General features: G+C 63.1%; 10 protein-coding genes, 1 tRNA gene and 1 riboswitch. Of the genes, 6 read left to right on the forward strand and 5 right to left on the reverse strand.

Annotation, left to right across the window (positions count from 1 at the left end):
- Positions 1 to 10: 10 nt before the first annotated feature.
- The 5 genes from ACFWAD_RS22170 to ACFWAD_RS22190 all read left to right on the forward strand — a co-directional run bounded on the left by ACFWAD_RS22170 (position 11) and on the right by ACFWAD_RS22190 (position 4346).
- On the forward strand, positions 11 to 511 hold the full coding sequence (locus ACFWAD_RS22170) for a hypothetical protein (RefSeq protein WP_378547732.1): 501 nt from the start codon (positions 11 to 13) through the stop codon (positions 509 to 511).
- The gene (locus ACFWAD_RS22175; protein ID WP_378547735.1) at positions 498 to 1769 is read left to right on the forward strand and encodes a hypothetical protein; all 1272 of its coding nucleotides are present in this window, start codon (positions 498 to 500) and stop codon (positions 1767 to 1769) included. Before ACFWAD_RS22170 ends, ACFWAD_RS22175 begins: the two co-directional genes overlap by 14 nt.
- Before the next feature lie 46 nt (positions 1770 to 1815).
- Positions 1816 to 1878, forward strand: a riboswitch (guanidine-III (ykkC-III) riboswitch).
- A 14-nt stretch (positions 1879 to 1892) separates the two neighbouring features.
- Positions 1893 to 2207 (forward strand): multidrug efflux SMR transporter, encoded by a 315-nt coding sequence (locus ACFWAD_RS22180; RefSeq protein WP_230815099.1) that lies wholly within the window; start codon positions 1893 to 1895, stop codon positions 2205 to 2207.
- 47 nt (positions 2208 to 2254) lie between these two features.
- A complete protein-coding gene (locus ACFWAD_RS22185; protein ID WP_230814902.1) occupies positions 2255 to 3070 on the forward strand; it encodes an ABC transporter in 816 nt (271 codons plus the stop codon).
- Positions 3071 to 3548: 478 nt separating this feature from the next.
- Entirely contained in the window at positions 3549 to 4346 is a 798-nt protein-coding gene (locus tag ACFWAD_RS22190) for an ANTAR domain-containing protein (protein ID WP_378547738.1), read from the forward strand.
- Positions 4347 to 4473: 127 nt separating this feature from the next.
- On the opposite strand, the gene ACFWAD_RS22195 is transcribed toward ACFWAD_RS22190, so the two are convergent.
- Positions 4474 to 4545, reverse strand: a tRNA-Thr gene (locus tag ACFWAD_RS22195).
- A gap of 122 nt (positions 4546 to 4667) precedes the next feature.
- Here ACFWAD_RS22195 and ACFWAD_RS22200 point away from each other — a divergent pair.
- Complete coding sequence (locus tag ACFWAD_RS22200) at positions 4668 to 6095, forward strand: threonine/serine exporter ThrE family protein (RefSeq protein WP_007734361.1); 1428 nt, start codon at positions 4668 to 4670, stop codon at positions 6093 to 6095.
- A gap of 83 nt (positions 6096 to 6178) precedes the next feature.
- Here the strand turns inward: ACFWAD_RS22200 and ACFWAD_RS22205 are convergent, their stop codons facing one another.
- The 4 genes from ACFWAD_RS22205 to ACFWAD_RS22220 all read right to left on the reverse strand — a co-directional run bounded on the left by ACFWAD_RS22205 (position 6179) and on the right by ACFWAD_RS22220 (position 25297).
- Entirely contained in the window at positions 6179 to 6427 is a 249-nt protein-coding gene (locus ACFWAD_RS22205) for an MbtH family protein (RefSeq protein WP_003945538.1), read from the reverse strand.
- Positions 6424 to 7770, reverse strand: coding sequence for a lysine N(6)-hydroxylase/L-ornithine N(5)-oxygenase family protein (locus ACFWAD_RS22210; protein WP_378547741.1), 1347 nt, complete (start codon positions 7768 to 7770; stop codon positions 6424 to 6426). The genes ACFWAD_RS22205 and ACFWAD_RS22210 overlap by 4 nt, the downstream gene beginning before the upstream one ends.
- A 150-nt stretch (positions 7771 to 7920) precedes the next feature.
- Positions 7921 to 24612, reverse strand: coding sequence for an amino acid adenylation domain-containing protein (locus ACFWAD_RS22215; protein ID WP_378547744.1), 16692 nt, complete (start codon positions 24610 to 24612; stop codon positions 7921 to 7923).
- Between the two features lie 100 nt (positions 24613 to 24712).
- Positions 24713 to 25297: a class I SAM-dependent methyltransferase gene (locus ACFWAD_RS22220; protein WP_378547747.1), complete on the reverse strand. Its 585-nt coding sequence runs from the start codon at positions 25295 to 25297 to the stop codon at positions 24713 to 24715.
- Positions 25298 to 25313 lie beyond the last annotated feature (16 nt).

The following is a 25313-nucleotide window of genomic DNA, read 5'->3' on the forward strand; positions in this document are numbered from 1 at the left end:
AGGATGCGGCATGTCACTACCTCCACTGTGGAACATGGAATGCTTGACCTGGCGTATTCCTCTGTTCACCAACAACTCCGATCCCGGCGAGGATCCCGGCTTCGCGGCGCCGGAGTCTTGGGCACAAGCCCTCGCGGCTGTTGCCCAAGATCTGCGTTGCCTGCGATTCGGACCTGAAGTTGTTGTCGATCGTCTGATCTGGGAATTTTCGATAAACAGCGACTACAACGTCACGATCGGCTGGCAAGGCGCACGTGACATCAGCGGATTCAGCTACTTCAACGCACTGTCGATGGATACTGAATTCGCGGACGCTGCGGTGTGGGTCGCCGATATCGTTCAGACCAAATTGGCCGGATACGACTTCGTTCAGTGGCCGAGCCGAGGGCGCCATCTGCTTCTTCCTCGACTTCGAGACGGGGAACCGGTGTGGATGGATCCGCACGGCGATGTGACGATCAGTCGTATCGGCGAGTTGTGCGAAAATTCGACGAATTATGCAGCAACGTAGCCCAGTTCAAATCGCTCAGCTCTACGGTTCGGTGGCGTCCGCGCTGGTCGGCGGTGTGGTGGCCGCGTACGCAGTGGCCGAGTCTCGAGTTGACGACTTCTCGTTCTCCGACGGCCTCACCTCGGTGGTGATCCCGCCGCAGTGGGCGGGAGCAACCGCCGCTGTGGTTGCGGCCGTCGGAGTTGCACTACTACAGCGCTGGGCTCGCGGCGGTCTCGCGACCGTCTTCGCAGTAGCCGGCGCCCTCGCCATCGCGCTACCTGCATTCGTCCCCGTCTCCGCCCAGATTTCGGTGACTCTGAACGCAATCGGAGCCGGCGCTTTCCTCGCAGCAGCGGCATATCCGACGAAGAGTCACCGCGCAGCACAAATTGCTCTCGCACTCGGGGTGACCGCGACGACCCTGTACTTCGGCGCCGCAGACTTGTGGCGCGATCGCGTCGCCAGGTGGTCGCTCACACTTCCGGGCGATTCCTATCCCGTGCCGTCCACGGTTTCCGTCTGGATTCTGCTCGCTGCAACCCTTCTCGTGAGTGGAGTCGCCGCAGTCGCACGACCGCCTCAGGAGCCTGGCGACATCGACACACGCCTGGTGACGCTGGGAGTTGTTCTGCCCCTGGCATTCACGGTTCTCTATGTGTCGTTGGGCTCGACGTCGACATCACCTGAGTCCTGGGTGACTGCAGTGGCGATCTCGGTTGCCGTGACGGTCGCGCTGGCTTGGCGCTTGTCGCCACACGACGGTCGTTTCATACTCGTCGGACTGGCAGTCAGCGCGGTTTCAATCAGCACGACCCGCTTTTCGTCCGACTGGACTTGGGCGATGCCCGCGGGCGCTGCTGCCCTGGCGCTCGGTGTCGTCGTCGGCTGGAAAAGACCGATGCCCCAACTCGGGCTGGGACTCCTTGGCGTGACCGCACTCTCGGGATTGTCGGACAGCCCCCTGACCACGGTTTCGTACTTCGTTGTCCTGCCGCTCGCGTTGGGATTGGCCGTCACGTCTTGCCTGCCTGTTGCCGTCGGGGCAGTCTCGAGCGGGGCGGTGCTGCCCTTCACTCTTACGCTGTTCTCGGTTTCAGCGACCTTCTTGGAGCCGGCCGCGCAAGAATTCGGGTGGTCGAACGGTCCGCTCGTCGAATATGGCCCTGTCACGGTGAACACGCCGACTCCTCTGGCTGTTCTCGCTGCAACGGCGACGATCGTGGTGGCCATGGTGGCCATCCATCTGAAGCGGGTTCGACCGGCGGTGGTGACCTAAATCGCCACCTGATCAGGCCGTAGCGCAGAATTCTGTTGCTATGGTTGGTTGGTCAACGACGACATCCGGACGAGCGCACCGTACCCGGCCAGCGAAAAGACGGTGCCTTGGGAGTTGTTCACCATGGCATGGATCGTGCTCGTCATTTCCGGACTTTTCGAAGCTGTCTGGGCTACCGCACTCGGCAAGTCCGACGGATTCAGCAAAATGTCCCCCACCGTCGTCTTCATCCTCGGCCTGATCGTCAGTATGGCGGGCCTCGCGTATGCAATGCGCACCCTTCCCATCGGGACTGCGTACGCGGTCTGGGTCGGCATCGGCGCCGCCCTGACCGTCGGATATGCGATGGTCACCGGCGCGGAGTCCACGTCGATCGTCAAGATTCTGCTGATCCTGGGAATCGTCGGTTGTGTCGTCGGCCTGAAGGTCCTTCACTGACCGGCGATCCAGGTGAGTGTTTGTGTGTTACCGGTTACAGTTAACGCATGAAACTGCTGGAGATGCTCACGCTTCCCCTACGTGCGGGCATTGCAGCCGCAGAGATCAGTTTGGGGATCGCCGAGCTGACGGTGACGACAGTTCGTATCGCCGTCAGTAATACCGGTGCCGTGACGGCGGGCGCTGCCACCTTGGCGAGCCCCCGCGGACCCATGCAGATGATCCAGCAGTTGTCATCGCTTACTGCAGACGATCGGCCCATCGGGCAGGCCTTGGCCCCCGGTGGGCCGCTCGACCGGCTGCTCTCACCTGGTGGTCCGGTCGACAAACTGACTGCACCCGACGGCACACTCGAACGACTACTCGCTCCCGGCGGACCACTCGAAAGACTTCTGGCCCCGGGCGGACCGTTGGATCGAGTGCTCGCCGAGAACGGCGCTTTGGAGCGGTTGCTCGCCCCGGACGGACTCCTCGACCGAATGATGGCCGAGGACGGCCCACTGGAACGCCTGACAGCACAGGACGGTGCCGTCGAACGCCTGACTGCCAAGGACGGCGTCATCGATCGCGCACTTGCCGAGAACGGCATCCTCGAAACACTCTTGGCGGAAAACGGTGCCTTCGAACGGCTCATCGCCGAAGGCGGCCCGCTTGACCAGATCGTTGCACTGTCCGACACCTTGACTTCGCTTGCTCCCAACCTCGAGCGTATGAGCGCGAGCATCGAGGTACTTCAGGAAACAGTCGGAATCCTCAGTGCTGCAGTCGGTCCACTCGGAGAACTGGCCGGCAAGCTTCCCAATCGATGGCTCAAGAGCCGAAGCGATCGCCCAGGGCCGGACCTTCCGATCGAATCGGCATAACAAACGGTTACTCGCCGATTACGCGGTCAGTTGTTGATCACGATATTGAGATTGATGATGATTCCGCCGAAAGTCAGGATCGTGTTGGCCAAGCCGACCGTCATTCCACTGTTCAGAGCCGCGATCAGTCCGTTCATCGTCGTATCCCCTTCACTGTCTACGGGTTACGCGTACAAGATTGTGCGCTGGCGCTGACAATAGGCCAAGTTCGCGACCTGCGCGCCATTGCGGAGAAAACTTGTACTTCGGTCGCAGTTTTCACGTTAACTGTTGCAGGACAACATAATTCCGAAGTTGGCGCACTACCCGCTAATGGCCGAATCAAACATCACGATTGGGCATACGTGGCGCGCCCCACATAACCGTCCGGCCCATCAGACACTTGTCCACCGAAACAGAGTGCACAACAGTTAGTCCGGTGCAACAATGAGACGAATCGGACATGCCTGCGACGTGATGGGGAAGGGTGGTTGAGACAATGACGGCGCCGCGCATTGCCAGAGAACACCGCGCCCCTGCCGGGGGCCGAAATTCCGCTGCGCAAGACAGCTTGGACGCTGCCTCGGACGCCTTGCAATCGCTCTACGCACACCTCGATCCACATGCCCAGGCAGAGCAATTCCTCGAACAGGTCTGCAAGCATGCCGTCGACCTCATCGCCGACGCCGACATGGCCGGCATTGCCATCGGGGGTTCGGATTCGACGTTTCGAACCGTAGCCGCCACCCACCAACTTGTTCGTACCGTCGACTCGATCCAATTCCGACTGGATTACGGACCGAGCGTGACGTCGTCACGCACCGGCACGGTTGTACGCGCACATGCCAGCGAAGCCCACAGTCGGTGGCCTCAATTCGCAAGCGCGGCAAAGGCAGTCGGCGCCGTCAGCTTCTTGTCGATGCCGCTACCCGGTAGAGATCGCCCGCTCGGAACTCTCAATCTCTACAGCCACGACCTCCGAGGTTTCACCGGAGCCGACGCGGCATTGCTCCAACTCTTCGCCGTCACCTCGGCCTACGCGCTGCACAGCTCGCAGCGCCTCGACATGGCCAGAAAGCACGCGATGGACCTCGAGCGTGCACTCGAATCGCGAGGCGTCATCGAACAGGCCAAGGGCATCATCATGGGCACCCACCGCGTCGACGCCGACCGAGCCTTCCGCATCCTCATCCAGGACTCGCAGCGAAGCAACGTCAAACTGCGAGTGATTGCCCAGCAGTACATCGACGGCGCGATCGACCCGCGCCAGGCTTCGAACAAGCCTGAGACCAACTGAACCTGGCAGGCAGCCGAGAGACCTGGCAAACACAGCGTCTCGGCAAACACAGCGTCTCGGCAAACGCAGCACCTGAGCAAACACAGAGGCACCCACCACATTCTCGGTGAGTGCCTCTGAGTTTCGGAGCCTCCTGTCGGGATTGAACCGACGACCTTTCGCTTACAAGGCGAGTGCTCTACCACTGAGCTAAGGAGGCGAAGACCGACGCGTTGCCGCGACTGACTTTGCGGAGCCATCATATCCAAGCCGTCACGGTGGCCGCGCCCGGGTCACGTTAGATAGCGTGGGCCCCATGCGCAACTCCCACTCCGCCCCCTGATGGCGAAATTCACCGAAGTACTCACACGCCTGACGGGAAACCGGCAAGCCACCGTCGACACGGTCACGTCGGCTCCCGCGCCGCTTCAACCGATCGACCTGACAGACGACGCCGTCGTCGCAGAGGTCCTGGACCTCGCGGTTCGGGTAGGCGAAGTCCTCCTCGCATCCGGAACCGCAGCCATGGACACCGCTGAGCAGGTGCAGTTCATCGCCGCCACGTACGGCCTTGCCCAGTGTGACGTCGACGTCACGTACAACTCGATTGTGCTCTCTGCCTATCGCGGCCCCACGCGACCGCCGGCGAGCACGATGCGCATCGTCCACTACCGGTCGATGGACTTCACACGACTGGCGGCTGTCGACCGTCTGACGCGTCGCATCCGCCGTGAGGCGATCACCCCGGACCAAGCGCACGACGCTCTCACAGCCATCACGACGGCGCCGCACCCGTACAACCGGTGGACCGCGACAATGGCCTGGGCGGCGATGGCGGCTTCGGTCTCCGTCCTGCTCGGGGGCGGGTTCCTCGTTGCCACAGTCGCGTTCTTGACGACGATGGTGATCGACCGCGTCAACCGTGTGCTGAACCGGTTCGGGTTGCCGTTCTTCTTCCAGCAGGTTGTCGGTGGCCTCATCGCGGCTGCGCCCGCTGCCACGCTCTATACGTTTCAGGACCAGCTGGGGATCAGTATCCGGCCCTCACTGGTCATCGCGGCCGGAGTTGTCGTCCTACTGTCCGGGCTGTCGTTGGTGGGCTCGGTCCAGGACGCGATCATGGGTGCACCCATTACAGCTGTCGCGCGGTTCTTCGAAGTGGTGATGATGACGGGCGGCATCATCGCGGGTGTCGCAATCTCACTGCGGATGACCGGAATGTTGGGTTCGACGCTTCCACCGATCAACGTCGAAGTATCGACCATCACCCAGTTGCCGATCCTCATGCTCTCCGGCGCCTGTGCGTCGGTCTTCTATGCACTCGCCTGCTACGCCGAGCGTCGTGCACTCACCGCGGCGTTCCTGGGCGGTGCGGCAGGCAGTGGTGTGTCGATCTTCGTGCAGACACTCGACGTCGGCCCCGTGATCGCGGCCGCGATCGCAGCGACAGTCGTCGGCCTTGCCGGTGGTCTGATGGCTCGCCGCGCCCTGACGCCTCCGCTGGTTGTCGCGGTCGCAGGCATCACTCCGCTGCTCCCCGGTCTTTCGCTGTACCGAGGCCTGTACGCGCTGCTCAACGACCAGGTACTGATCGGGTTGACCGCCTTGCTGTCGGCCTTCGGTATCGGCTGCGCCCTCGCCGCGGGCGTGACGCTCGGCGAATGGGGAGCGCGGACGCTTCGTCGTCCACGAATCCTGATGCGCGTGGACTCGCTACGTCGACCGATGGTCCGCAAGCGAAGGCGTCGAGTTCCCGTCACCGAGAAGTAGGCGTCGTTCAAGCAGAAAGAGCTGGGCACCTGACGGTGCCCAGCTCTTTTCTGTTCACTCGGGGGTTCCGAGCGGTGAGAGAATCAGCTCTCGACTGCGTGCTTTCCGCCGGCAGCCTGATCGGCTTCCATGGCTTCGCGCAGGCTCTTCGGACGCATGTCGGTCCAGTTCGCCTCGACGTATTCGAGGCATGCCTTGCGGCTGTCTTCACCGAACACCACGCGCCAGCCGGCGGGGACCTCGGAAAACGTGGGCCACAGCGAGTGCTGGTCCTCGTCGTTCACCAGCACGTAGAAGCGGCCGTCTTCGTCATCGAAAGGGTTAGTGCTCATCTCGCCTCACTCGTTACGTACGTGTCTTGTGCGCCCAGACTAGCAAGCGCACCAGTTCGGTTCTGGTGGCTCAGTACCGACGCCAGAATCTCCCCCGCCCGCACTGCCACGTTCGACAGCAGCGACGACGTCAATCCGTGAGTCTGTTCTGTCCCACCCTGCAGATAGATACCGCCTGTCACGTCCTCCGTTACAGCCAGTCGATAATCCCGACTGACGTTACGCGGAACGGACGAATCCGGCACGAGTTCACCCAACAAATTGTCCAGCGGTGCCGGGGTGAAACCCGTGGCCAGAATGAGTGCGTCGCACGAGAGCGTGTCGGTCAAGCCGTCGAGATTGCTACGAACAGCCAGTTCGATGCCGGATTCGGTCTCCACGGCACTCGTGATCTCCGAGGCCCGACGCATGAACAGCCGCCGCGGCCCGCGAACCATCTCCTGGTACTCGGTGGCATAGAGCTTGTTGATCAGTTCGATGTCGACGACCGAGTAATTGGTACTGCGGTGCAAATCGAGAAGTCGACGTCGTTCCGCGGCGTCGGCGCCGTGCAGTTGGTCGACGGCTTCGGGATCGAAGATGCGATTTGCGTAAGGGCTGTCGTCTGCCGGGCTGTAGCCGTAGCGGGCAAAAACACTGTGGACTTCGGCGTTCGGGTAGTTCGCATGCAGGTAGTCGACGATCTCCGCGGCACTCTGACCGGCGCCGAGAACGACGAACCTGTTGTGTACGGGCTCTGGCATTGCTTCGAGGTGGAAGAGGAACTGGTGATTGTGGAAGCACCGGGACGACGGCGTTGCCCACTCCGGGATCCGCTCTTTCAGTCCGGCGCCGACGACGATGTTGCGCGCGATCACCGTTTCACCGTCGGCCGTGCGAACCGCAAAGCGATCCACCGCGCCGTCGGAATTCCTGATGCCCTCGACCCCGTCGACGGTCGTACCGAACTGCACGTCCGCGTCGACTCGTCGAGCTGCCCAGCACAGGTAGTCGTTGAACTCGTGGCGCGTGGGAAAGAAGGTCTGGTGGTTGACGAAGTCGACCAGACGCCCCTGCTCGAACAGATACGAGAAGAAGCTGTATCCACTCTGTGGGTTGCGGAACGTCACCAGGTCCTTCGGAAACGCGATCTGCATCGTGGCACCGTCGAGCAGCATCCCGGGATGCCACGCGAACTGAGACTGCTTTTCGAAGTACCGCGCGTTCACCCGATCAACGGCTGCACAATTTGCATTGTGCTCTTCGACAGCGATGGCCAACGCAAGGTTGGCCGGACCGAACCCGACGCCGACGATGTCGACCACTGCGGGTTCGGCGCTGGAGTCTCTCGGTGATTCACTCATTACAGGTAGTCCATCCCCGACGGGACGACCTGGTACGGCCGCCAATCGATGTCCCGAAGTAAGTAGCAAAGGCTACCCTTAATGAGGTGAGGGTATCAACACTGCGAGCCCCCGTATAGCGGTCCACCCCGCGGAGCGATGCGACGTATGTCATAGTTTCGCCCCCTCGCTCACGTCATCGCCTTCGACGAGCGCCGCAGCCTCGATCACGTCGACCAGCTGACCTGCCCATTCACGGACCGCGCCCGCATCGACGCGGTCGGCACGGAACCCGAGAGTTGCAAAAACAGGCCCTTCGCCGACCGGCTCGTAAAAACTCAACGTCACATCGGCATCGGGCACTCCCACCGGAATCGGTACGAGAGAACCGAAGTCGCCGAGCCCGTCCAAATCGGCCTGTTGGTGATGGATCACCATCACCTGAGGTCTCATGGACGCCGGATTACCCAGTGCCTGCTCGACATACACATATGAGACGTCCTGATTGCTCAGCGCTTCCAGATTGTTTTCCCGGATGCGAGCCAGCAATTCTGCAAACGTCGGACTACCGGACGTATCCGTGCGCAGGAGAACAACATTGAAGAACGATCCGATCATCGGTTCGAGACGGGGATCCGACCTGCCCGCAACCAGTGAACCAATGGGAAGATCGGTACCCGCGCCGGCCTTCGTGAGAACGCTGGCCAGTGCGGCCTGCAGGACCATGAACATACTCGTGCCGGTGCGCGCAGCCAGAACGTCGATTCCGGCGTGCAGATCCGCGTCGATGTCGACAGCGACCACGTCACCTCGCGGCTCCGAGTCACCTTCCGGCAACGGAAGATTCACACTGGTCGGTATTCCGTCGAGCGCATCCTGCCAGTACGTAAGTTGCTTCGACGCACGACTGGTTCCATCAGAGGGGTCACCCAACAGTTCGTCGGACCACACGGTGTAGTCGGCGTACGTCAACGCCAACTCGTCCCAGATCGGTTGATCTCCCTGCGACCTGGCCGCATAGGCCGAGACCAGATCTCCCAGCAAGGGCACAACGGACCACTCGTCGACGGCAATGTAGTGCATGACGAGAAGCAGTGTCCGAGAGCCGTCTTCACCGAGCACCAGATGAACCCGCAATGGCGATTGCTCACGCAGATCCATCGGAAGTTGAGCCAGTTCGAACACCACTCGACCCACATCGCCGGCGCCGACATCGACCACATCGACAGTCGGCCGCACCGATTCTCTTGCCACGACGATGCCGTCGACCTCGACGAAGGTTGTCCGCAGTGGTTCGTGCCGCGACGTCACATCGTCCAAGGCGTGCCCGAGAATCTCCGGATCGATCTTCGATTTCAGGGTCAGCGCCAGAGCGTGGCTTGCTTGCGGGTGCTCGCCGGCCGAGCGGAACAACTCCCACTGACGACGTTGCGGCGCAGACAGACCCATCGTCTCCGGACGTTTGACCGCCGACGCCAGGATCGGACGCCCACCTTCCGAACGCGCAACGACGGCGGCCAACTCCGCAACACTCGGCGCGTCGAATACGTCTCGAATACTGACGTCCACGCCGAACGCTTCGCGAATGCGACCGACCAGTTTCATCGATGCCATCGAATGCCCACCGAGTTCGAAGAAACTGTCGTGGACTCCGACGCTCGGGAGTTGCAGTATCTCCGCGAAGGCAGCCGCGACCGTGGACTCCACCGCCGTGCGAGGAGCAACATCTCCCGCCAGCTCCGACCAGTCGGGGGCAGGCAACCCCTTACGGTCGAGCTTTCCGTTCGGCGTCAGCGGCAGCGGACCGTCAAGGGCGACAACCAAGGTCGGAACCATGTAGTCGGGCAACGACACTGCCGCGAGGTTCCGCACTGCCGTCGTGTCGACGACAACACCGGGTTCCGGTGACACGTAACCGACCAGGCGCGTGATTTCGCCCTGTCGATCCGCGACGACCGTCGCCTGCTTCACCGACGGATGGGCACTGAGTGCGCCTATGATTTCACCCAATTCGATTCGGAAACCACGGATCTTGACCTGATCGTCCACGCGGCCGAGGAAGTCGATGTTCCCGTCCGAGCGCCATCGCGCGCGGTCCCCGGTGCGGTACATGCGATCGCCCGCGCCGAAGGGATCTGCGATGAATCTCTGTGCCGTCAGATCGAATCGGCCCAAGTACCCTCTGGCCAGGCCGCGGCCTGCGATGTACAGCTCGCCGGATACCCCCGGCGGAACCGGACGCAGTTGATCGTCGAGCACATACGCCTGTTCGTTGGGATCAGGGATTCCGATGGGCACAGCACCGTTCCAACCGGGCTCCGCCTGCCACAGTGTGTTGTTCACCGTGGCTTCGGTGAGACCGTACGCGGCAAGCAAATTCAGCCGTTCCGCCCATCGCCCGATCAGCTCCGGCGGCACCGTTTCGGTTCCGACCAACACCGTGCAACCCTGCGGTACTTCGCATCCTGCCGGCAGGGCGGCCAGCAACGAGGGAGGGATGATTGCGTGGGTCACGCGATTGCTCGTCATGAAATCCGTGAGCGCCGGACCGGCAACTCGGGCGTTCTGCGGCACGATCACCAGGGTGCTGCTCGTGCACAAAGCCATGGCCAACTCGAATACCGCAACGTCGAAGCCGACCGAAGCGAACTGCATCACCACCGAACCCGGTATCAGTCGCATCCGAACCTCGGCTGTGGCAACAAGGCTCGGGATACCGTCATGGGACAGGACAGCTCCCTTCGGCTTGCCGGTCGATCCCGAGGTGTAGATGACGTACGCCGCGTGGCTGACGCCGACTGGTGGCCTGGGGGTCTCGACGATCACTGCCTCGTCCAGTTCCCTCCGGATCAAAGGATCGTCCAAGAGGATTCGCTCGACACCGACCACATCGTCGATTCGAGAACTCTCCTCGGAGGTGGACAGCAGTATCGAGGCGCGGGAATCGGTGAGCATGTACGTGATGCGTTCGCTCGGGTGACTCAAGTCCAGGGGAAGATACGCTGCCCCCAGCTTGAGCACGGCGAGGACCGACGCGACCATCTCCACCGAGCGCGGGACGGCAAGTCCCACCACGTCTTCGACCGACACTCCGCGGCGATACAGCAGACCGGCTATCCGGTCACACTGCTCGGAAAGCTCGCGGTAGGTGACTTGTCCTGTCTCGTCGCGCACCGCGATCGCCTCGGGTGTAGCAGCGACCCCACGCGCAAAAGCGTCGTAGAACGTCTCTTCCGGTACGTCGACGGCGGTGTCGTTGAACGAGGTGACAACCTGCTCGAGTTCGCCTGGCAAGAAGATGTCGATGTCACCGATCTCGATGTCGGCCGATTCCACGACTGCTGCGATCACCGATTCCAATCGGTTCGAAATTCGCTGTGCGGTCTCGCGATCGAAGAGGTCACTGCCGTATTCGAGCCGGACGTCGATGCAGCCTTCGTCGCCGAGATACTCGGTGAAGTTGAACACCAGATCGAACTTGGCCGTGTACTCCTCGAGTTCGAACGGATCCCCGCCCATCTCCTCGCGACTGTGATAGCCGACCATGACCTGGAACAGCGGGTTGCGTGCCAAAGTACGCGGCGGATTGAGACGCTCCACCACAGTTTCGAACGGAACGTCGGCGTTGGCGAAGGCCTCGAGATCTCCCTCGCGAACGCGATCCACCAGCTGCCGGAACGTCGGGTTACCCGACGTATCCGTGCGAAGCACAATGGTATTGACGAAGAAGCCGACGAGTTCGTCGAGCCCCTGTTCACTGCGCCCGGCCACGGGAGCCCCGAGCGGAAGGTCTTCACCCGCACCGAGCGCGGTCAGCAACGCCGCCGACGCCGCGTGCAGGACCATGAACATCGAACTCTGGCTCTCGCGCGCCAGATCTCGCAGTGCAGCGGTGGTGTCTACGCCTAACCGTGTCACCACTGCGCCACCGGAGAAACTCGGTCTTGCCGGTCGGCTCCGGTCGGCGGGGAGCAGCAGTTCTTCCGGGGCTCCGTCCAAACTTTTCGCCCAGAAGTCCAACTGCGTACTCAGGACGCTCGACGGATCGTCGGCGCCGCCCAGCAATTCCCGTTGCCACAGGGTGTAATCCGCGTACTGAACGGGAAGCGGTTCGAAAGCTGGTTCTTCGCCCTGAATTCGAGAGGAGTAGGCAGACATCAGATCCCGAAGGAACGGGCGATCGGACCATTCGTCGGTGGTGATGTGATGCAGGACGATCACGACGACTACGGCATCGTCTACCCGGATCAGGCGTGCGCGGATCGGAATCTCGTTCGACAGGTCGAACGGACGACCCACTACCACTGCAACTTCGCCGGCGATGTCGGATTCCGCTGAAGGAACTGTCTCGAGATGAACTGTCTCGACCGGAACCGTCGCCGATTGGAGAATGATCTGTTCCGGTGTTCCGTCCACCAACCGGAACACCGTGCGCAACGATTCGTGTCGTTCCACGACGTCATCCAGCGCCGCCGCGAACACATCCGCGTCCAGAGCACCGTCCAGGCGGAGCACGATCGGGAAGTTGTAGGCCGCGGAGCTCTCCTCCATCTGTCCGATCAGCCACAATCGCTGTTGAGCGGCAGAAAGAGGAAGGTGATCCGGCCGAGGCTTCGCCACCAGTACCGGTCGCGTCGATCCCTGCTCGGCCACAATACGTTCCGCGAGTTCCGCGACAGTCGGCGCTTCGAAGAGATCACGCATGGTCAGACTGTTGGGAATGGCGATCCGCGTGCGACTGATCAGTTTGGTGGCCAGAAGCGAGTGCCCACCGAGGTCGAAGAAGTTGTCGTCGACGCCGATACCCTCCACGTCCAGCACGTCCGAGAAGAGTTCGCACAGGACCTCTTCCGTGTGGTTCCGGGGCGCGGTCGCTGTCCCACTCCGCTCCCCCAGCACCGAATCGGCCGTGGGCAGCGCCTTGACGTCGAGCTTTCCGTTGACGGTCATCGGTAGTGTCTCCACTTCGATCACCACCGCCGGAACCATGTAGTCGGGTAGGAGAACTCGTGCTCGCGCACGGTAATCGTGCGCGACGCCCAGGCGCACCGGTGTCACGTAACCGACGAGCCTCTTGACTCCACCTGCCCCGACGTCGACCACCACCGCTGCTTGACGCACGTGTTCGTCGGATTCGAGAACGGAGACGATTTCGCTCGGCTCGATCCGATGACCTCGGATCTTCACCTGGTCGTCGGTGCGGCCGAGGAAGTCCAGGTTGCCGTCACCGCGTCGCCGCACCAGATCGCCCGTGCGGTACATGCGTTCTCCGGTCCCGGCAGGATCGGCGACGAAGCGCTCGCACGTCAGCGCGAAGCGTCCGAGGTAGCCGCGAGCCAAACCGGCTCCGGCAATGTACAGTTCGCCGGCAACTCCGTCGGGAACCGGACGCAGCCAGCCGTCGAGAATGTGCGCAGTCGTGTTCCAGATCGGCTTGCCGACGGTCGGGGTGTCACTGTCGGACGTTCCGCCGCCGAGGGTGTTGATCGTGTATTCCGTCGGTCCGTAGAGGTTGTAACCCACGGTTCCTTCGGTCTCGCGCAGCTTGTTCCACACCGAATCCGGAACGGCTTCACCCCCGAGCAGGACAAGCGGCGGGCGGTGTTGTCCCACACCGTCGTCGAGAAGTCCGCTCTCGATCAGGTGCGTCGCGTAGGTCGGCGTCACGTTGACGACGTCGATGTCCTGTGCGTCGCAGTACGCAACCAACGCCTCGGCGTCACGACGCAGATCCTCGTCACAGATGTGCACCTCGTGGCCTTCCACGAGCCACAGCAGTTCCTCCCACGACATGTCGAAGGCGAAGGACACGGTGTGCGCGATCCGCAGGCGTCGGCCCGCCGCGGCGATCGCCGGTTCGAAGATCGCCTCGCGGTGGTTGAACTGCATGTTCGTCAGGCCGCGGTAACCGGTGACCACGCCCTTGGGCTTGCCGGTCGAACCGGAGGTGTAGATGACGTACGCGGGGTGGTCGAGTCGATGCGGTGTCCCCGGGGCGAATGCTCCGAGTTCCGACGCGGAGAGCGCCCGCGCCGAGATCGTCAGTCTCCTTGCCGCTGTGTCCGGCTCGTCGATCACGATAGTGCGGACGTCCGCTCCTTCGAACTTCGATGCGGCGGCAACGGTCGTCAGCAACACGACAGGATGCGCGTCGTCGATCATCACGGCCAACCGCTCGGCGGGGTGGTCGAGTTCGAGGGGCAGGTAGGCGGCACCGGTCCGCAGTACGGCGAAGAGGGCGACGACCATGTCCACCGACCGTGGTAGACCGAGAGCCACGATCTTTTCCGGGCCGGCACCGCAGTTGATCAGCAACCGCGCCATCCGGTTGATCTCGCCGTCGAGATCGGCGTAGGTCATCCGGCGCTTCCCGAACACGAGTGCAGTGTCGTTCGGTTGCGCCGACGCCGCCTCTTCGAACAGGTCGGCAATGGTGCGCTCCGGCAACTCTCGGCTCTGCGTCTGTTGCGCCACTGCGGGAACCGGTGTCGCAACGACCGAACCTGTCATGTCCTGCGACCAACTCTGCAACAGTTCGACGAAGTGACCCAGTAGGTCCTCGGCTCGACGCGCGGTCACCAGATGCGGATGGAACTCGAACTTGACGTTGACGGTGGTGCCCGGTGTGACCACGACGGTCAGCGGATAGTGCGTGTGATCGATGCTGTCGCTGCCACTGATGTCGTGGGCGGCATTGAGAGCGCCTACTTGCTTCTCGTCCACGAAGTTCTGCAGGACTATCAGCACGTCGAACAACTGACGATGCTCGGAGACACGTTGGATCGAGGCCAAGCCGAGGTAGTCGTACGGCATCAGCGAGAGACGATCCGCCTGCGTGCGACGAAGTAGTTGCTCGACGCTCTCGTTCGGATTCAATTGCAGCCGAACGGGAACGGTGTTGAGGAACATTCCCACCACGGTGTCGATTCCCGGCACCTCGGGTGGCCTTCCGGCAACGGTGGAGCCGAAGACGACGTCCTGTCGACCGGTGGCCGACGCCAGCACCAGGGCCAGCGCTGCGTTCAGTACCGTGTTGAACGTGACGCCGGACGCGGCAGCGCGCTCACGCAATGCACGCGAAAGCGATTCCGACAGAACCACATCACGGCGATCCGGAAGCTGACGTTCGGCGCCCGGCGCCGGCTCGGCAACAAGCGTCGGCTCTTCGAGTCCCGCCAGCGCTCCGCACCACGCCTCGTCGGCGGCCGCTCCGTCGCGGCCGGCCAACCAGGCGAGGTAGGTCTCGAACGACCCCTCGGGTTCGCCGAAGGTGCTGTCGTCGCCGCCGGTGTCGTAAAGCGCCAGAAGCTGGCTGACGACAAGGCCGTTGGACCAGCCGTCCCACAGCAGGAACTGCCTGTTGATCACCAGGCGATCGTGTCCGCCAGGCAAATGCAGCACGCCCATACGCCACAGCGGCGGCGCGGTCAGGTCGAATGGAGTCACTCTGTCTTGGGCAGCAATGCCGTCGGCGCGCTCACGCGCAGTCGAGTCGTCCAGTTCACGGAGATCGTGGACGGCAACCGGAACGTCGAGTCCCGCGCTGAAGAACTGCATCGGCTCGTTCAGACCTTCGCTCACGAATCCCGCACGCAGGGTGGGATTTCGTCGTTGAAGTGTCCGGGCGGCCGCAGCCAACCTGTCTACATCGAGCGTGTGTCCGAAGTCCATCGAGAACTGTGCCGTGTAGATGTCCCTGCCAGCGCTGTCACCGCTGTCTGAGTATCCGGCCTGGAAGTACAGGCCTTCCTGCAAGGGTGAGAGTGGGAGGATGCTGCTGACACCTGTCGGGCTCGCGTCGGCTATCGCGTCGATCTCGGCCTGACTCAGGTCCAGCAACCCCACATCGGACGGAGTCAGGATGGGAGGCCCGTCGTGCTCCACAGCCGCGACCGACAGATCACCGAGCGCCGAAACCCAGCCGTCGGACAGCGCCCGCGCGTCCTCCTCGGACAAATCTTCACTCGCCCAAGCGAAGTCGGCGCGAAGCTCCGAATCCACACTGACGACATTGACGATCAGCCGGTACGGCCCTCCCATGTCCGCGTCGGGATCGGTGGACATGGCTTCGGATTCGCCTGCCAGCGACCATGCGGTCGATCCAGCAGCCGCCGAACGTCCGAGGTAGTTGAACAGGACCTGAGATTCGGATCGCCCCGCCAATGTCGCTGCCGTGCGGGCGTTCACGTACCGCAACATCCCGTAGCCGATACCGCCGTCCGGTGCACTGCGCAGGCTCTCCTTCACCTCGCGCAGTGTGGCTACCGGGTCAGTCCCGGCGTGCAGTCGCGTGGGCGCGATGGTGGTGAACCAGCCGACTGTTCGCGATAGATCGGTTCCCGGTACCAATTCCTCGCGGCCGTGCCTTTCGAGGTCGACCAGAAGTTCACGCTCGCTACGACCGGTGGAACGACGCCAGTGATCGACGGACATCGTCAGTGCTGCCAGCAGAACGTCCGTTCCCTCCGCACCCACCAGTGCCGCAACCGATCCAAGTGCCGCCTCGGAGATTGCTCCGTCCACCGTGACCGTGCGCCTCGAGCCTCCGGATACAACGGCATAGCCTTCGACACCGGGAATCAACTGCGCGCCCGGAGCGGTCACCGTCAGCCAGTGATCGAGTTCGGCAAATCGATGAGCGGAGTGGGCGTGTTCGGCCACCGTGCGGGAGAAAGTGCGCAGCGAAGTTCCGACACCATCGAGTGCGGCGGGCTCTCCGGCCTCGACCGCCACCCAGGCCATCGCCAAGTCCTCGAGCAGGGTTCCCCAGGACACGCCGTCCACGACCAGGTGATGCGCAACTATGGCGAGCCGCCCGAGATTCTCGGCACCACAATCGAACCAGACCACCGAGATCATCCGCCCAGCAGACGGATCCAATCGACTGGTCGCTGTTTCGGAGTGCTCAGTAACGAGTGTTCGCAGCTCGGCGTCGCCCAGTCCCCGCACGTCGACTCGTTCGACGATGTCCGCTGCCCGGACGCTGCCGGGTTCCTGCACCCGCGCCGACCACATTCCGCGGTCGTGTCGGATCAAGGTTTGCCGAAGTCCATCGTGGTGATCGAGTACGGCCTGCAACGCGTCGGTGATCGATTCGAGAGATGTTGCCGGAGAATGGATCAGAACTGACTGATTGAAGCGATCGGTATTGCCCGTCCATTCGGACAAGCGGTGGACCACCGGCAGCGGAACCAGATCACCCACGCCGATGTCGGTCGTGACAGTAGTTGCCGAGGTGACAACATCACCCACTGCTGCGGCGATCGCAGCGGGAGTACGCAATTCGAAGATCTGCCGCGGGGTCAGTACTACCGAGTCCCGACGAGCCAGGTTGACCAGTCGGATCGCCAGAATACTGTCGCCGCCCAGCGTGAAGAAGTCGTCGCGCACCCCGACTCTGGGCAGTCCGAGAACCGTCGCGAAATGCCCGGCGAGGAGGTCTGCAACACCCGAAGAGACACCTCCCACCGTTTCGCCCACCTGTGCCGCGAAATCCGGGGAAGGCAAGGCTTTCCGGTCGAGCTTGCCGCTCGGACTCAGCGGCAGTGACTCCAGCCGCACGAAGGCGCTTGGCACCATGAACTCCGGAAGCACCGACAACAACTGCCCTCGCACCGCAGCATCGTCAACGTCTCCGACCAGGTAGGCAACCACCTGTGCGCGGTTACTCGGACCGTCGGAGCGGACGATCACGGCACTTGCGACGACTCCGGGGCACAGCGCCAACTGAGCTTCGATTTCACCGAGTTCGATGCGGAATCCACGAACCTTCACCTGCTCGTCGACGCGGCCGAGGTACTCGAGAACTTCGTCGGCATTCCAACGCACGATGTCACCGGTCCGGTACATCCGCGAGCCGGCATGTCCGTACGGGTTCGCCACAAATCTCTCGGAGGTCAATCCCCCCCGTCCGTGGTAGCCACGCGCCAGTTGTGGCCCTGCCAGATACAGCTCACCGGTGGCACCGGCCGGAACGTTCTGAAGATACGGATCGAGAACGAACAGTCCTGTGTTGGAGGCGGGTGCGCCGATCGGGACGCTGACGGCGTCGGCCGGAGTGTCCTGCACCGACGGCTGCCAACTGACGTCGACGGCAGCTTCGGTGGGGCCGTAAAGGTTGTCCACCAGAGCATTCGGCAGGATGTCCGCGACCTTGCGTGCAACGTGAACGGGCAGTGCCTCACCGCTGCAGTTGACGATTTCGAGGGAAGTGCACAGTGCCGCTTTCGGCTCCGCGAGAAACACTTCGAGCATCGACGGAACAAAATGCACTCGGGTCACGGACTGTTCGACGATGACGTCGGCCAGATAGCCCGGGTCCTTGTGCCCGTCCGGCTCGGCCATCACCAGAGTTGCCCCCACCAGGAACGGCCAGAAGAATTCGGGGACGGAGACGTCGAAACTCGACGGGGTCTTCTGCAGCATCCGGTCAGCGGCGTCCATCGGACGTATCTGCTGTGCCCAGAGCAATCGGTTGACCACACCCTCGTGGGTGACCACAACACCTTTGGGGCGACCGGTCGAACCCGAGGTGTAGATCATGTACGCGGCATCCGCGGGCGATCCCGGAACACTCAGCGGATCGGCTGGGAACTGCGCGGACTCCGATACCGTCACCCGCGGAACCGAACCCGAATCGAGTGAAGAATCCTCCGACACCACGACGCACACCGGATCGGCGTCACCCAGCATGTACGTCAGCCGCTCCGCCGGATAGCCGGTGTCGAGGGGAACGTATGCTCCCCCGGCCTTGCCGATGCCGAGTATCGCGACCATCAGTTCGATCGAGCGCGGCAAGGCGACGGCCACCAACGATTCGCGTCGGACGCCCCGTTCGCGCAGCAGGTGCGCAAAACGATCGGCGCGAGAGTGAAGTTCGGCGTAGGTCAACACCTCGTCGCGGAAGATCACAGCGGTGGCTTCGGGTGCGCGCTCAGCTTGATCCCGCAGCAACTCGGTCAGCGTTGCACGCGGCTGGTCCAAGTCCGTGCCGACGCTCCCTGGCTGGACGGGTGCCAGCGCGATCCGGCCGATCACCTGTTCCAGATCGCGGGAAAGCTCTGTGAGCACCACTGCGAGAGCTTCGGCCAGCGCCTGCGCGGCGTTGCCGTCCACCTGAGCGGCGTCGTACTTCAGCTCCAACGCCAACCGATCGCCTGGGACGACGATCAGCGTCAGTGGATAGGCCGGTCGCTCGTCGAATCGAATTCCCGTCAGTCGCACCGAATCCGTGGGATCAGCGATTGCCGTGTCACCGAGGGGATAGTTCTCGAACACGACCAGTGATTCGAAGTTCTGCTCCAGTCCGCCGGTCCTTCGCAGTTCGGGCAGCCCCACGTACTGATGGTCGAGGAGTTCCGATTGTTCTTCCTGCCAGCGAGAAAGTGCTTGCGAGGCAGGCTCCGCCGGGTCGAAGCGCAATCGGGCCGGCACAGTGTTGATGAACAGGCCCACCATGGTCTCGATACCGGGGAGGTCGCCGCCGCGCCCCGATACGGTCGAGCCGAACAGCACGTCCGTTCGGCCGGCCATTCGGCCGAGAACCAATCCCCAGGCGCCATGCACCAGTGTGCTCAGCGTCAGTCCGTGTGAGCGTCCGTTGGTCGTCAGTGCGCGAGTGTCACTGTCGGTCAGTTCGACCCGAGTTGCGCGGATTCCGCTGCTGCCGGCACTCGGGGCGGGCAGTTCGACGGTTGGACCGGGAGAGTTCAGTGCCTTCTTCCACACTGCTGCCGAAGCGTCGTGGTCGTGACCGGCCAGCCATTCGAGATAGCTGCGGTACGGCGCCGGCGTCGGGAGCACGACGCCGGAATCGCCGACGCTGTACGACGCCATCAGTTCCCGCAGCATTACCGGCACCGACCATCCATCTGCAACCGCGTGGTGAATCGACTGCAGCAGAAGGCATTTCTCCGAAGATGTATGGACAAGTGTGTAGCGGACGAGTGGCGGCTGCGCGAGGTCGAACCCACGCGCACGGTCGGCGGAGAGCAGCTCATCGACATCGGCGCCGGCCACCTCGACTACCGCCATCTCCACGACAGCGCTCGGGTGCACCACCTGCACCACTCGACCGTCACCCAGGACCGAGAATCCGGTGCGCAGCGCCTCATGCCGATCGACGACAGATTGAAGCGCGCGGTGCAGCGCCGCACTGTCCACGGCTCCGGTCAGCTCCACAACCTGTTGCACGACATACTGATCCGCCCCCGGATCGGCAAACGCCGAATGGAAGTAGATCCCTTCCTGCAGCGGAGTGAGTGGGAGAATCTCTTCAGCCTTCGGCAACTCGTCCACATCTGCCTGAGTGAGCGCCACCAGAGGGTAGTCCGAGGGTGTGGCTCCGCCGAAGGCTGCGAGCCCGGACACGGCCTTGAGCGAGTCGAGCCACAGCCGCGCAAACCTGTCGATGTCGCTGCGCAGGAAGATGTTCGACGCCCAGGTCAGAGTGGCTCGCAGGCGTGGTCCACCGGCGGCGTCCTCGGCTACGACGTCGACAGACAACGCGTGTCCCAGCGGCATGGACGGATCGGCAGCACCGTCCATCGAGACAGGGAACCAGTCCCCCTCCGCTGCGGCAGTGCGTCCCAGATAGTTGAGCACCACCTCGGGCGCCGCGAAACTACGCAACTGATCCGAGCCGCCGAGGTATCGCAATGCTCCGTACCCGAAGCCGGCGTTCGGGACCCGTCGAAGTTGCTCCTTGACGCTCTTGAGAACTCCCGCCAGATCGTCGGTCGCGTCGAGATCCGGAGCGGCTGTGCCGATCTCGAGCGCAACCGGGAACACCGTGGTGAACCAACCGACAGTTCGTGTCAGGTCCGCGTGCGCAGCGCCGTCGCCGCGAACGACGTCTTCGTCGCGTCCGTGCCCCTCCAGGTCGATCGTCACCGATCCGGCCCCGCTCCAACGGGTCAGCGCCACGGCAAGTGCGGTGACCAGCACTTCGCTCACATCGGCCCCGTACGCCCTTGGGACACTGCCCAACAGCTGATCTGCAAATTCTGGAGGTAGGGTGATCGACCGCGCCGAAGCGGTGCGCGCGATGTCGATCGCCGGGTCGAGTGCCCGACGCCCGAGACGCGACTGTTGTGCGGCCGTCACCGAGTCCCAGAATTCGATCTCGGTGTCCAGTCGCCCTGCTCCGACCGCTTCTGACACGAGTTCGCCGTATCTCCTCACCGACGTGCCGACCGGAGCAAGTTCGGGTTCGTCGCCATTCATCGCTGCGATGCCGGCCCGCGCGAGGTCCTCGAGAATGATGCGCCAGGAGACTCCGTCGACCACTGCGTGGTGGATGACCAGCAACAGTCGTCCTGGACCGGTCACGGTGCGGAACAGAACAGCACTGACCATCGTGCCGGCGGCCGGATTCAGACGCCCGACGGCTCGCTCGGTCTCGGCGAGGATCAACGGTCCGCATTCTTCGAGAGGTGCCGGTAGTGCACAGGTCTCGAAGACCACAGCCGCTTCGTTTGCCTCCGGAACAAGCAGCGTTCCTTCGGAAGTCAACGTCGCACGAAGTGCATCGTGGCGTGCCACCAGGGCGTCGAGCGCCGCCTGGACATGCTCGGACGTCAAGGCTGACGGGGTCCGAATCAGCGCACGCTGGTGGAAGGTTCGTACTGCGTCCGACACTCCGAGAACCCTGGCGGCAATCGGCGTCGTGGCTACGTGGCCGATCGGTTGGTCCGCGTGGTCGACAATCTCAGCCGTTCGGCCGGACTGGGCACGCGCCATGGCCTCTGCGGTGCGCAGTTGGAACACCTCGCGTGGACTGATCGACAAACCGGCCGCACGAGCCGCCGTCACGAGCGAGATCGCGACGATGCTGTCGCCGCCCAGTGCAAAGAAGTCGTCGGTCACGCCGACCGAATCGAGTCCGACTGCCGACGCGATCAACGTGCAGAATTGTTGTTCTACTTCGTTTCTCGCGGCGACATGCGCACTCAGTTCGGCGAGATCAGGCTCGGGAAGTGCGCGGCGGTCGAGTTTGCCGTTGGCCGTGAGCGGAAACTCGTCGAGGACGGTGACGGTGGTCGGGACCATGTAGTCGGGGAGCTTGCTCGCCGCCCACTCGCGAATGTCCCGTGAGTCGATCGCGAGGCTCGTCCCCGATGCTGCACTCACGTAAGCGGCGAGATACTTTGCGCCTGTGGGTGCTTGACGCACCAGAACTGCCACGTGACGCACTTGGGGGTGCGAGATCACGGCGGCTTCGACATCCTCGAGTTCGAGACGCATGCCACGGATCTTCACCTGGTTGTCCGTGCGTCCGAGGAAGTCGAGGGTGCCGTCCGCGGTCCATCGGGCCAAGTCACCGGTTCGATACATCCGCGATCCGGCCAGATCACCGGAAACAAAGGGATCCGCGACAAAACGTGACGCGGTCAATGTCGACGCACCTACGTATCCGCGGCCCAGCAGGAAGCCCGCCGCGTAGAGTTCGCCGCCGGTGCCGACCGGAACCGGTTGCAGGTCGCCATCCAATACGTACAGGCGAGTGTTGGGGTTCGGGCGCCCGATGGATGTGGCAATTCGTTCCGCATCCTCGCGGTAGATCACATGGGAGACACCGATGGTCGCTTCCGCCGGCCCGTAGCCGTGATACAGCGTCGTGGACAGTTGGGCGCGGAACCGATCGAAGAGTTCAGGCGTGAGAACCTCACCGCCGCACCACACGTGCTTCAACGAATCGAGCTGATCAGTCCCGTTCGCCAGGTCCAGAAGGATGTCGAGCATCGACGAAACGAGGTAGACGAAGGTGACCGATTCTCCGGCAATCAGGTCGAGCAGGTATTGCGGGTCGCGCTCCCCCTCGGGCTTCGCGATCACCAATCGACCGCCGGATACGAGCGGGAGCAGGATCTCGTTGATCGAGATGTCGAACGAGAGTGGAGCTTTGAACAGAGAGGCATCGCCGGACCCGAACCCGAGAATCCGCTCCCGCTGCCACAGCAACCTTGCACAGATTGCCTCGTGGCGGATCATGGCGCCCTTCGGACGACCGGTCGAACCGGACGTGAAGATGACATACGCCAGTTGGGCACCGTGAATACGGACGTCGGGTGTCATGACCTCGGACAGGCGCGAAGGCCCGTCCTCGTACGCCCACGCGGAGAGATCGACCGGAACGGAGTCGTCAGCGCCGTCGGAGGTGAGCACCAGTGTGGCACCGGCATCGGCGAGCACTGATTCGCGGCGCTCTGCGGGCCACGACGGATCCAGCGGCACGAAAGCGCCACCGGCGCACATGGCGGCCAACAACCCCACCACCATCTCGGCGGATCTCGGAAGCCCGATTGCCACAACGGTTTCGGATGCAGCACCGCGAGAGATCAAGTGTGCGGCGAGCTGCGACACCCGAGATTCGAGTTCGCCGTAGGTCAGCCGGACGTCGCCGTCGACCACGGCGACGGCGTCCCGATCGGCGGAGAAGCTGCTACGCAACAAATCCGGCACCGTCGTGACGGGCTGCGGCTCTGCAGTGTCGTTCCACCCGTGGAGCACGAGTTCACGCTCGGCCGGCGCCATGGGGTCGAGTGCCGAGATCGGAAGCTGCGGCTCGGCTACAAATCGATCGAGGAACTGTTCGATTCTGGCGGTGTGATCAGCCAGTTCGCGATCGAATCCGGACGGAGCGCGGACGTCGATCTCGATCGGTTCCCCGTCCTGACCCCCACGCACACTCAGATCCAGGTCGCCGACCCGCCCGGTTACCGAATTACGCACGCGCACCGGGCAACCGCCGAAGGTGAGAGTGTGCTCGAACATCATCGAGTTGATGCCGGGGCCGAAGACCTGACGGTCGGGATCGATCGCCCGAATGTCGCGAGCGAGATCCTCGCCCCGGTACCGCCCGTGTTTGAGAATTGAGATCAGGGCGGTGTCGAGACGAGTTGCCAACTGGCCGATGGTTTCCGAGCGCTCGACTCGAATACTCAGCGGCAGAATCGTCGACGCCATCGACGGGGTGCGACGCATGTCGCGGCCAACCCGAGCGGCCATCGGAACCGAGACGACAACGTCGTGCTGTCCGGTGGTGCGTGCAATGTACGCGATCAGCGCGGCCATGGGCAGGCGAGTTCGTCGAATCCCGGCGTCGGCCGCATAGCGATAGAGCTTCGCTGCGCGATCGGCATCGAGCGTGAGCAAATCCGAGATCGGCGGCAGCGAATCGTCCACCTGCCCATGCAGAATGCGCGTCGCTTCCGGTCCTGCTTCAACTCGCTCCACCCAGTACTGACGGTCGAGCAGGAACCGTGGAGAGTTTCGGTATTCCAGATCGGCTGCAACCACCGCATCGAGTGCCCACAGCGGTGCGGCAGTCTCGAGATTCGGATCGTCGTATCGTTCGGCGACGTCGGCGACGATGAGCGAGATTCCGTACCCGTCGACCACACTGTGGTGATAGCGCTGGTGCCAGATGACTCGGTCGTCGGCGGTCAGCAGAAGTACCTGGCGGAAAAGCAGATCGTCCGGACCGAAGACCCGAGCCATGTCGGTGTCCATCCACAATTGCGCAGCCGAATCGGGATCCTGCTCGCCCCGAAGGTCGAGTACTTCCACGTCCCAGTGCACCTCCGGAATCGGCACCTGAATCAGCTGGTTGTCGGCATCCACCTGGAAGTGCACGAACAGCGCTTCGACTCGCCCGACGGTGGCCTTGATCGCCGCGGCCGCGCGCTCGACGTCGATCGTGCCGTCGACCTCGACGACCAGTCCGATGTTGTAGACCGGACTGCTCGGATCGACGTTCTGAGCAACCCACACTTCACGCTGAGCGGCCGTCGCCGGGAGCGCTGCGTCCAGATGGCCACCGCCCGATACGGCCGGGTGAGCTACCTGAGAGTGGTCAGACATCGAGAATCCGATCATCGTCGTTCATGCTCATCGAACGACGAACACCCTCGCCAGTTTAGGGTAGGCTACCCAGGAACGTGAAGGTGCACTCCCGCCCTGGTCAGACCTGTTCCCACGGACCGAATTCGAGCAGAACGTCGATTGCCGTCTTACCGTCCTGTGGCCGAACCACGTGTTCGAGTGCGTAGACCCTCGATCCCTCCGCTGCCCTGGCGAGATCGGAAATACCGGGCAGAATGGTCGGTTCGGGTGGGCCGCCCACCCCACGGTGGAAGTTCTCGATGGAATGCCCCAGATAGAGGACGCGTCCGCCGGGAGCAACCCACTGCCCGACGCGCTTGAGCGTTTCGGCCAACTCGTCGACCTCGAGGTGCATAAAGCTGACCAAGACCAGGTCGACCGAACCTTCCGGTTGCCACGTGGTCGCATCGCCGACCCGCCAGTCGACGGCCTTGTCCCGGTCACTCGCCCGTGCCAGATCGATCGCCACCGACGAGTAGTCGACCGCGGTCACCGACCAACCCTGCCCGGCCATCCACCGCGCATGACGTCCGTCGCCGCAGGCCAGATCGATCGCGGTGCCCGGCCTCAGGTCGGCAATTCTTGTTGCGACGGTTCCCGCCGGGTCCACTCCCCACGGCTCCGTCACCGCTCGGTATCGCTCGTCCCAGTCCTGTGCGTCCACGATCGCTCTCCCCATA

It is taken from the genome of Rhodococcus sp. NPDC059969, assembly GCF_042738325.1.
In the GTDB taxonomy this organism is placed as follows: Bacteria; Actinomycetota; Actinomycetes; order Mycobacteriales; family Mycobacteriaceae; genus Rhodococcus_F.

Bases quoted from the DNA above. Each gene is read 5' to 3' on its own strand.
- ACFWAD_RS22170 (WP_378547732.1), top strand. From the start codon at position 11: ATGTCACTACCTCCACTGTGGAACATGGAATGCTTGACCTGGCGTATT.
- ACFWAD_RS22175 (WP_378547735.1), top strand. From the start codon at position 498: ATGCAGCAACGTAGCCCAGTTCAAATCGCTCAGCTCTACGGTTCGGTG.
- ACFWAD_RS22180 (WP_230815099.1), top strand. From the start codon at position 1,893: ATGGCATGGATCGTGCTCGTCATTTCCGGACTTTTCGAAGCTGTCTGG.
- ACFWAD_RS22185 (WP_230814902.1), top strand. From the start codon at position 2,255: ATGAAACTGCTGGAGATGCTCACGCTTCCCCTACGTGCGGGCATTGCA.
- ACFWAD_RS22190 (WP_378547738.1), top strand. From the start codon at position 3,549: ATGACGGCGCCGCGCATTGCCAGAGAACACCGCGCCCCTGCCGGGGGC.
- ACFWAD_RS22200 (WP_007734361.1), top strand. From the start codon at position 4,668: ATGGCGAAATTCACCGAAGTACTCACACGCCTGACGGGAAACCGGCAA.
- ACFWAD_RS22205 (WP_003945538.1), bottom strand. From the start codon at position 6,427: ATGAGCACTAACCCTTTCGATGACGAAGACGGCCGCTTCTACGTGCTG.
- ACFWAD_RS22210 (WP_378547741.1), bottom strand. From the start codon at position 7,770: ATGAGTGAATCACCGAGAGACTCCAGCGCCGAACCCGCAGTGGTCGAC.
- ACFWAD_RS22215 (WP_378547744.1), bottom strand. From the start codon at position 24,612: ATGTCTGACCACTCTCAGGTAGCTCACCCGGCCGTATCGGGCGGTGGC.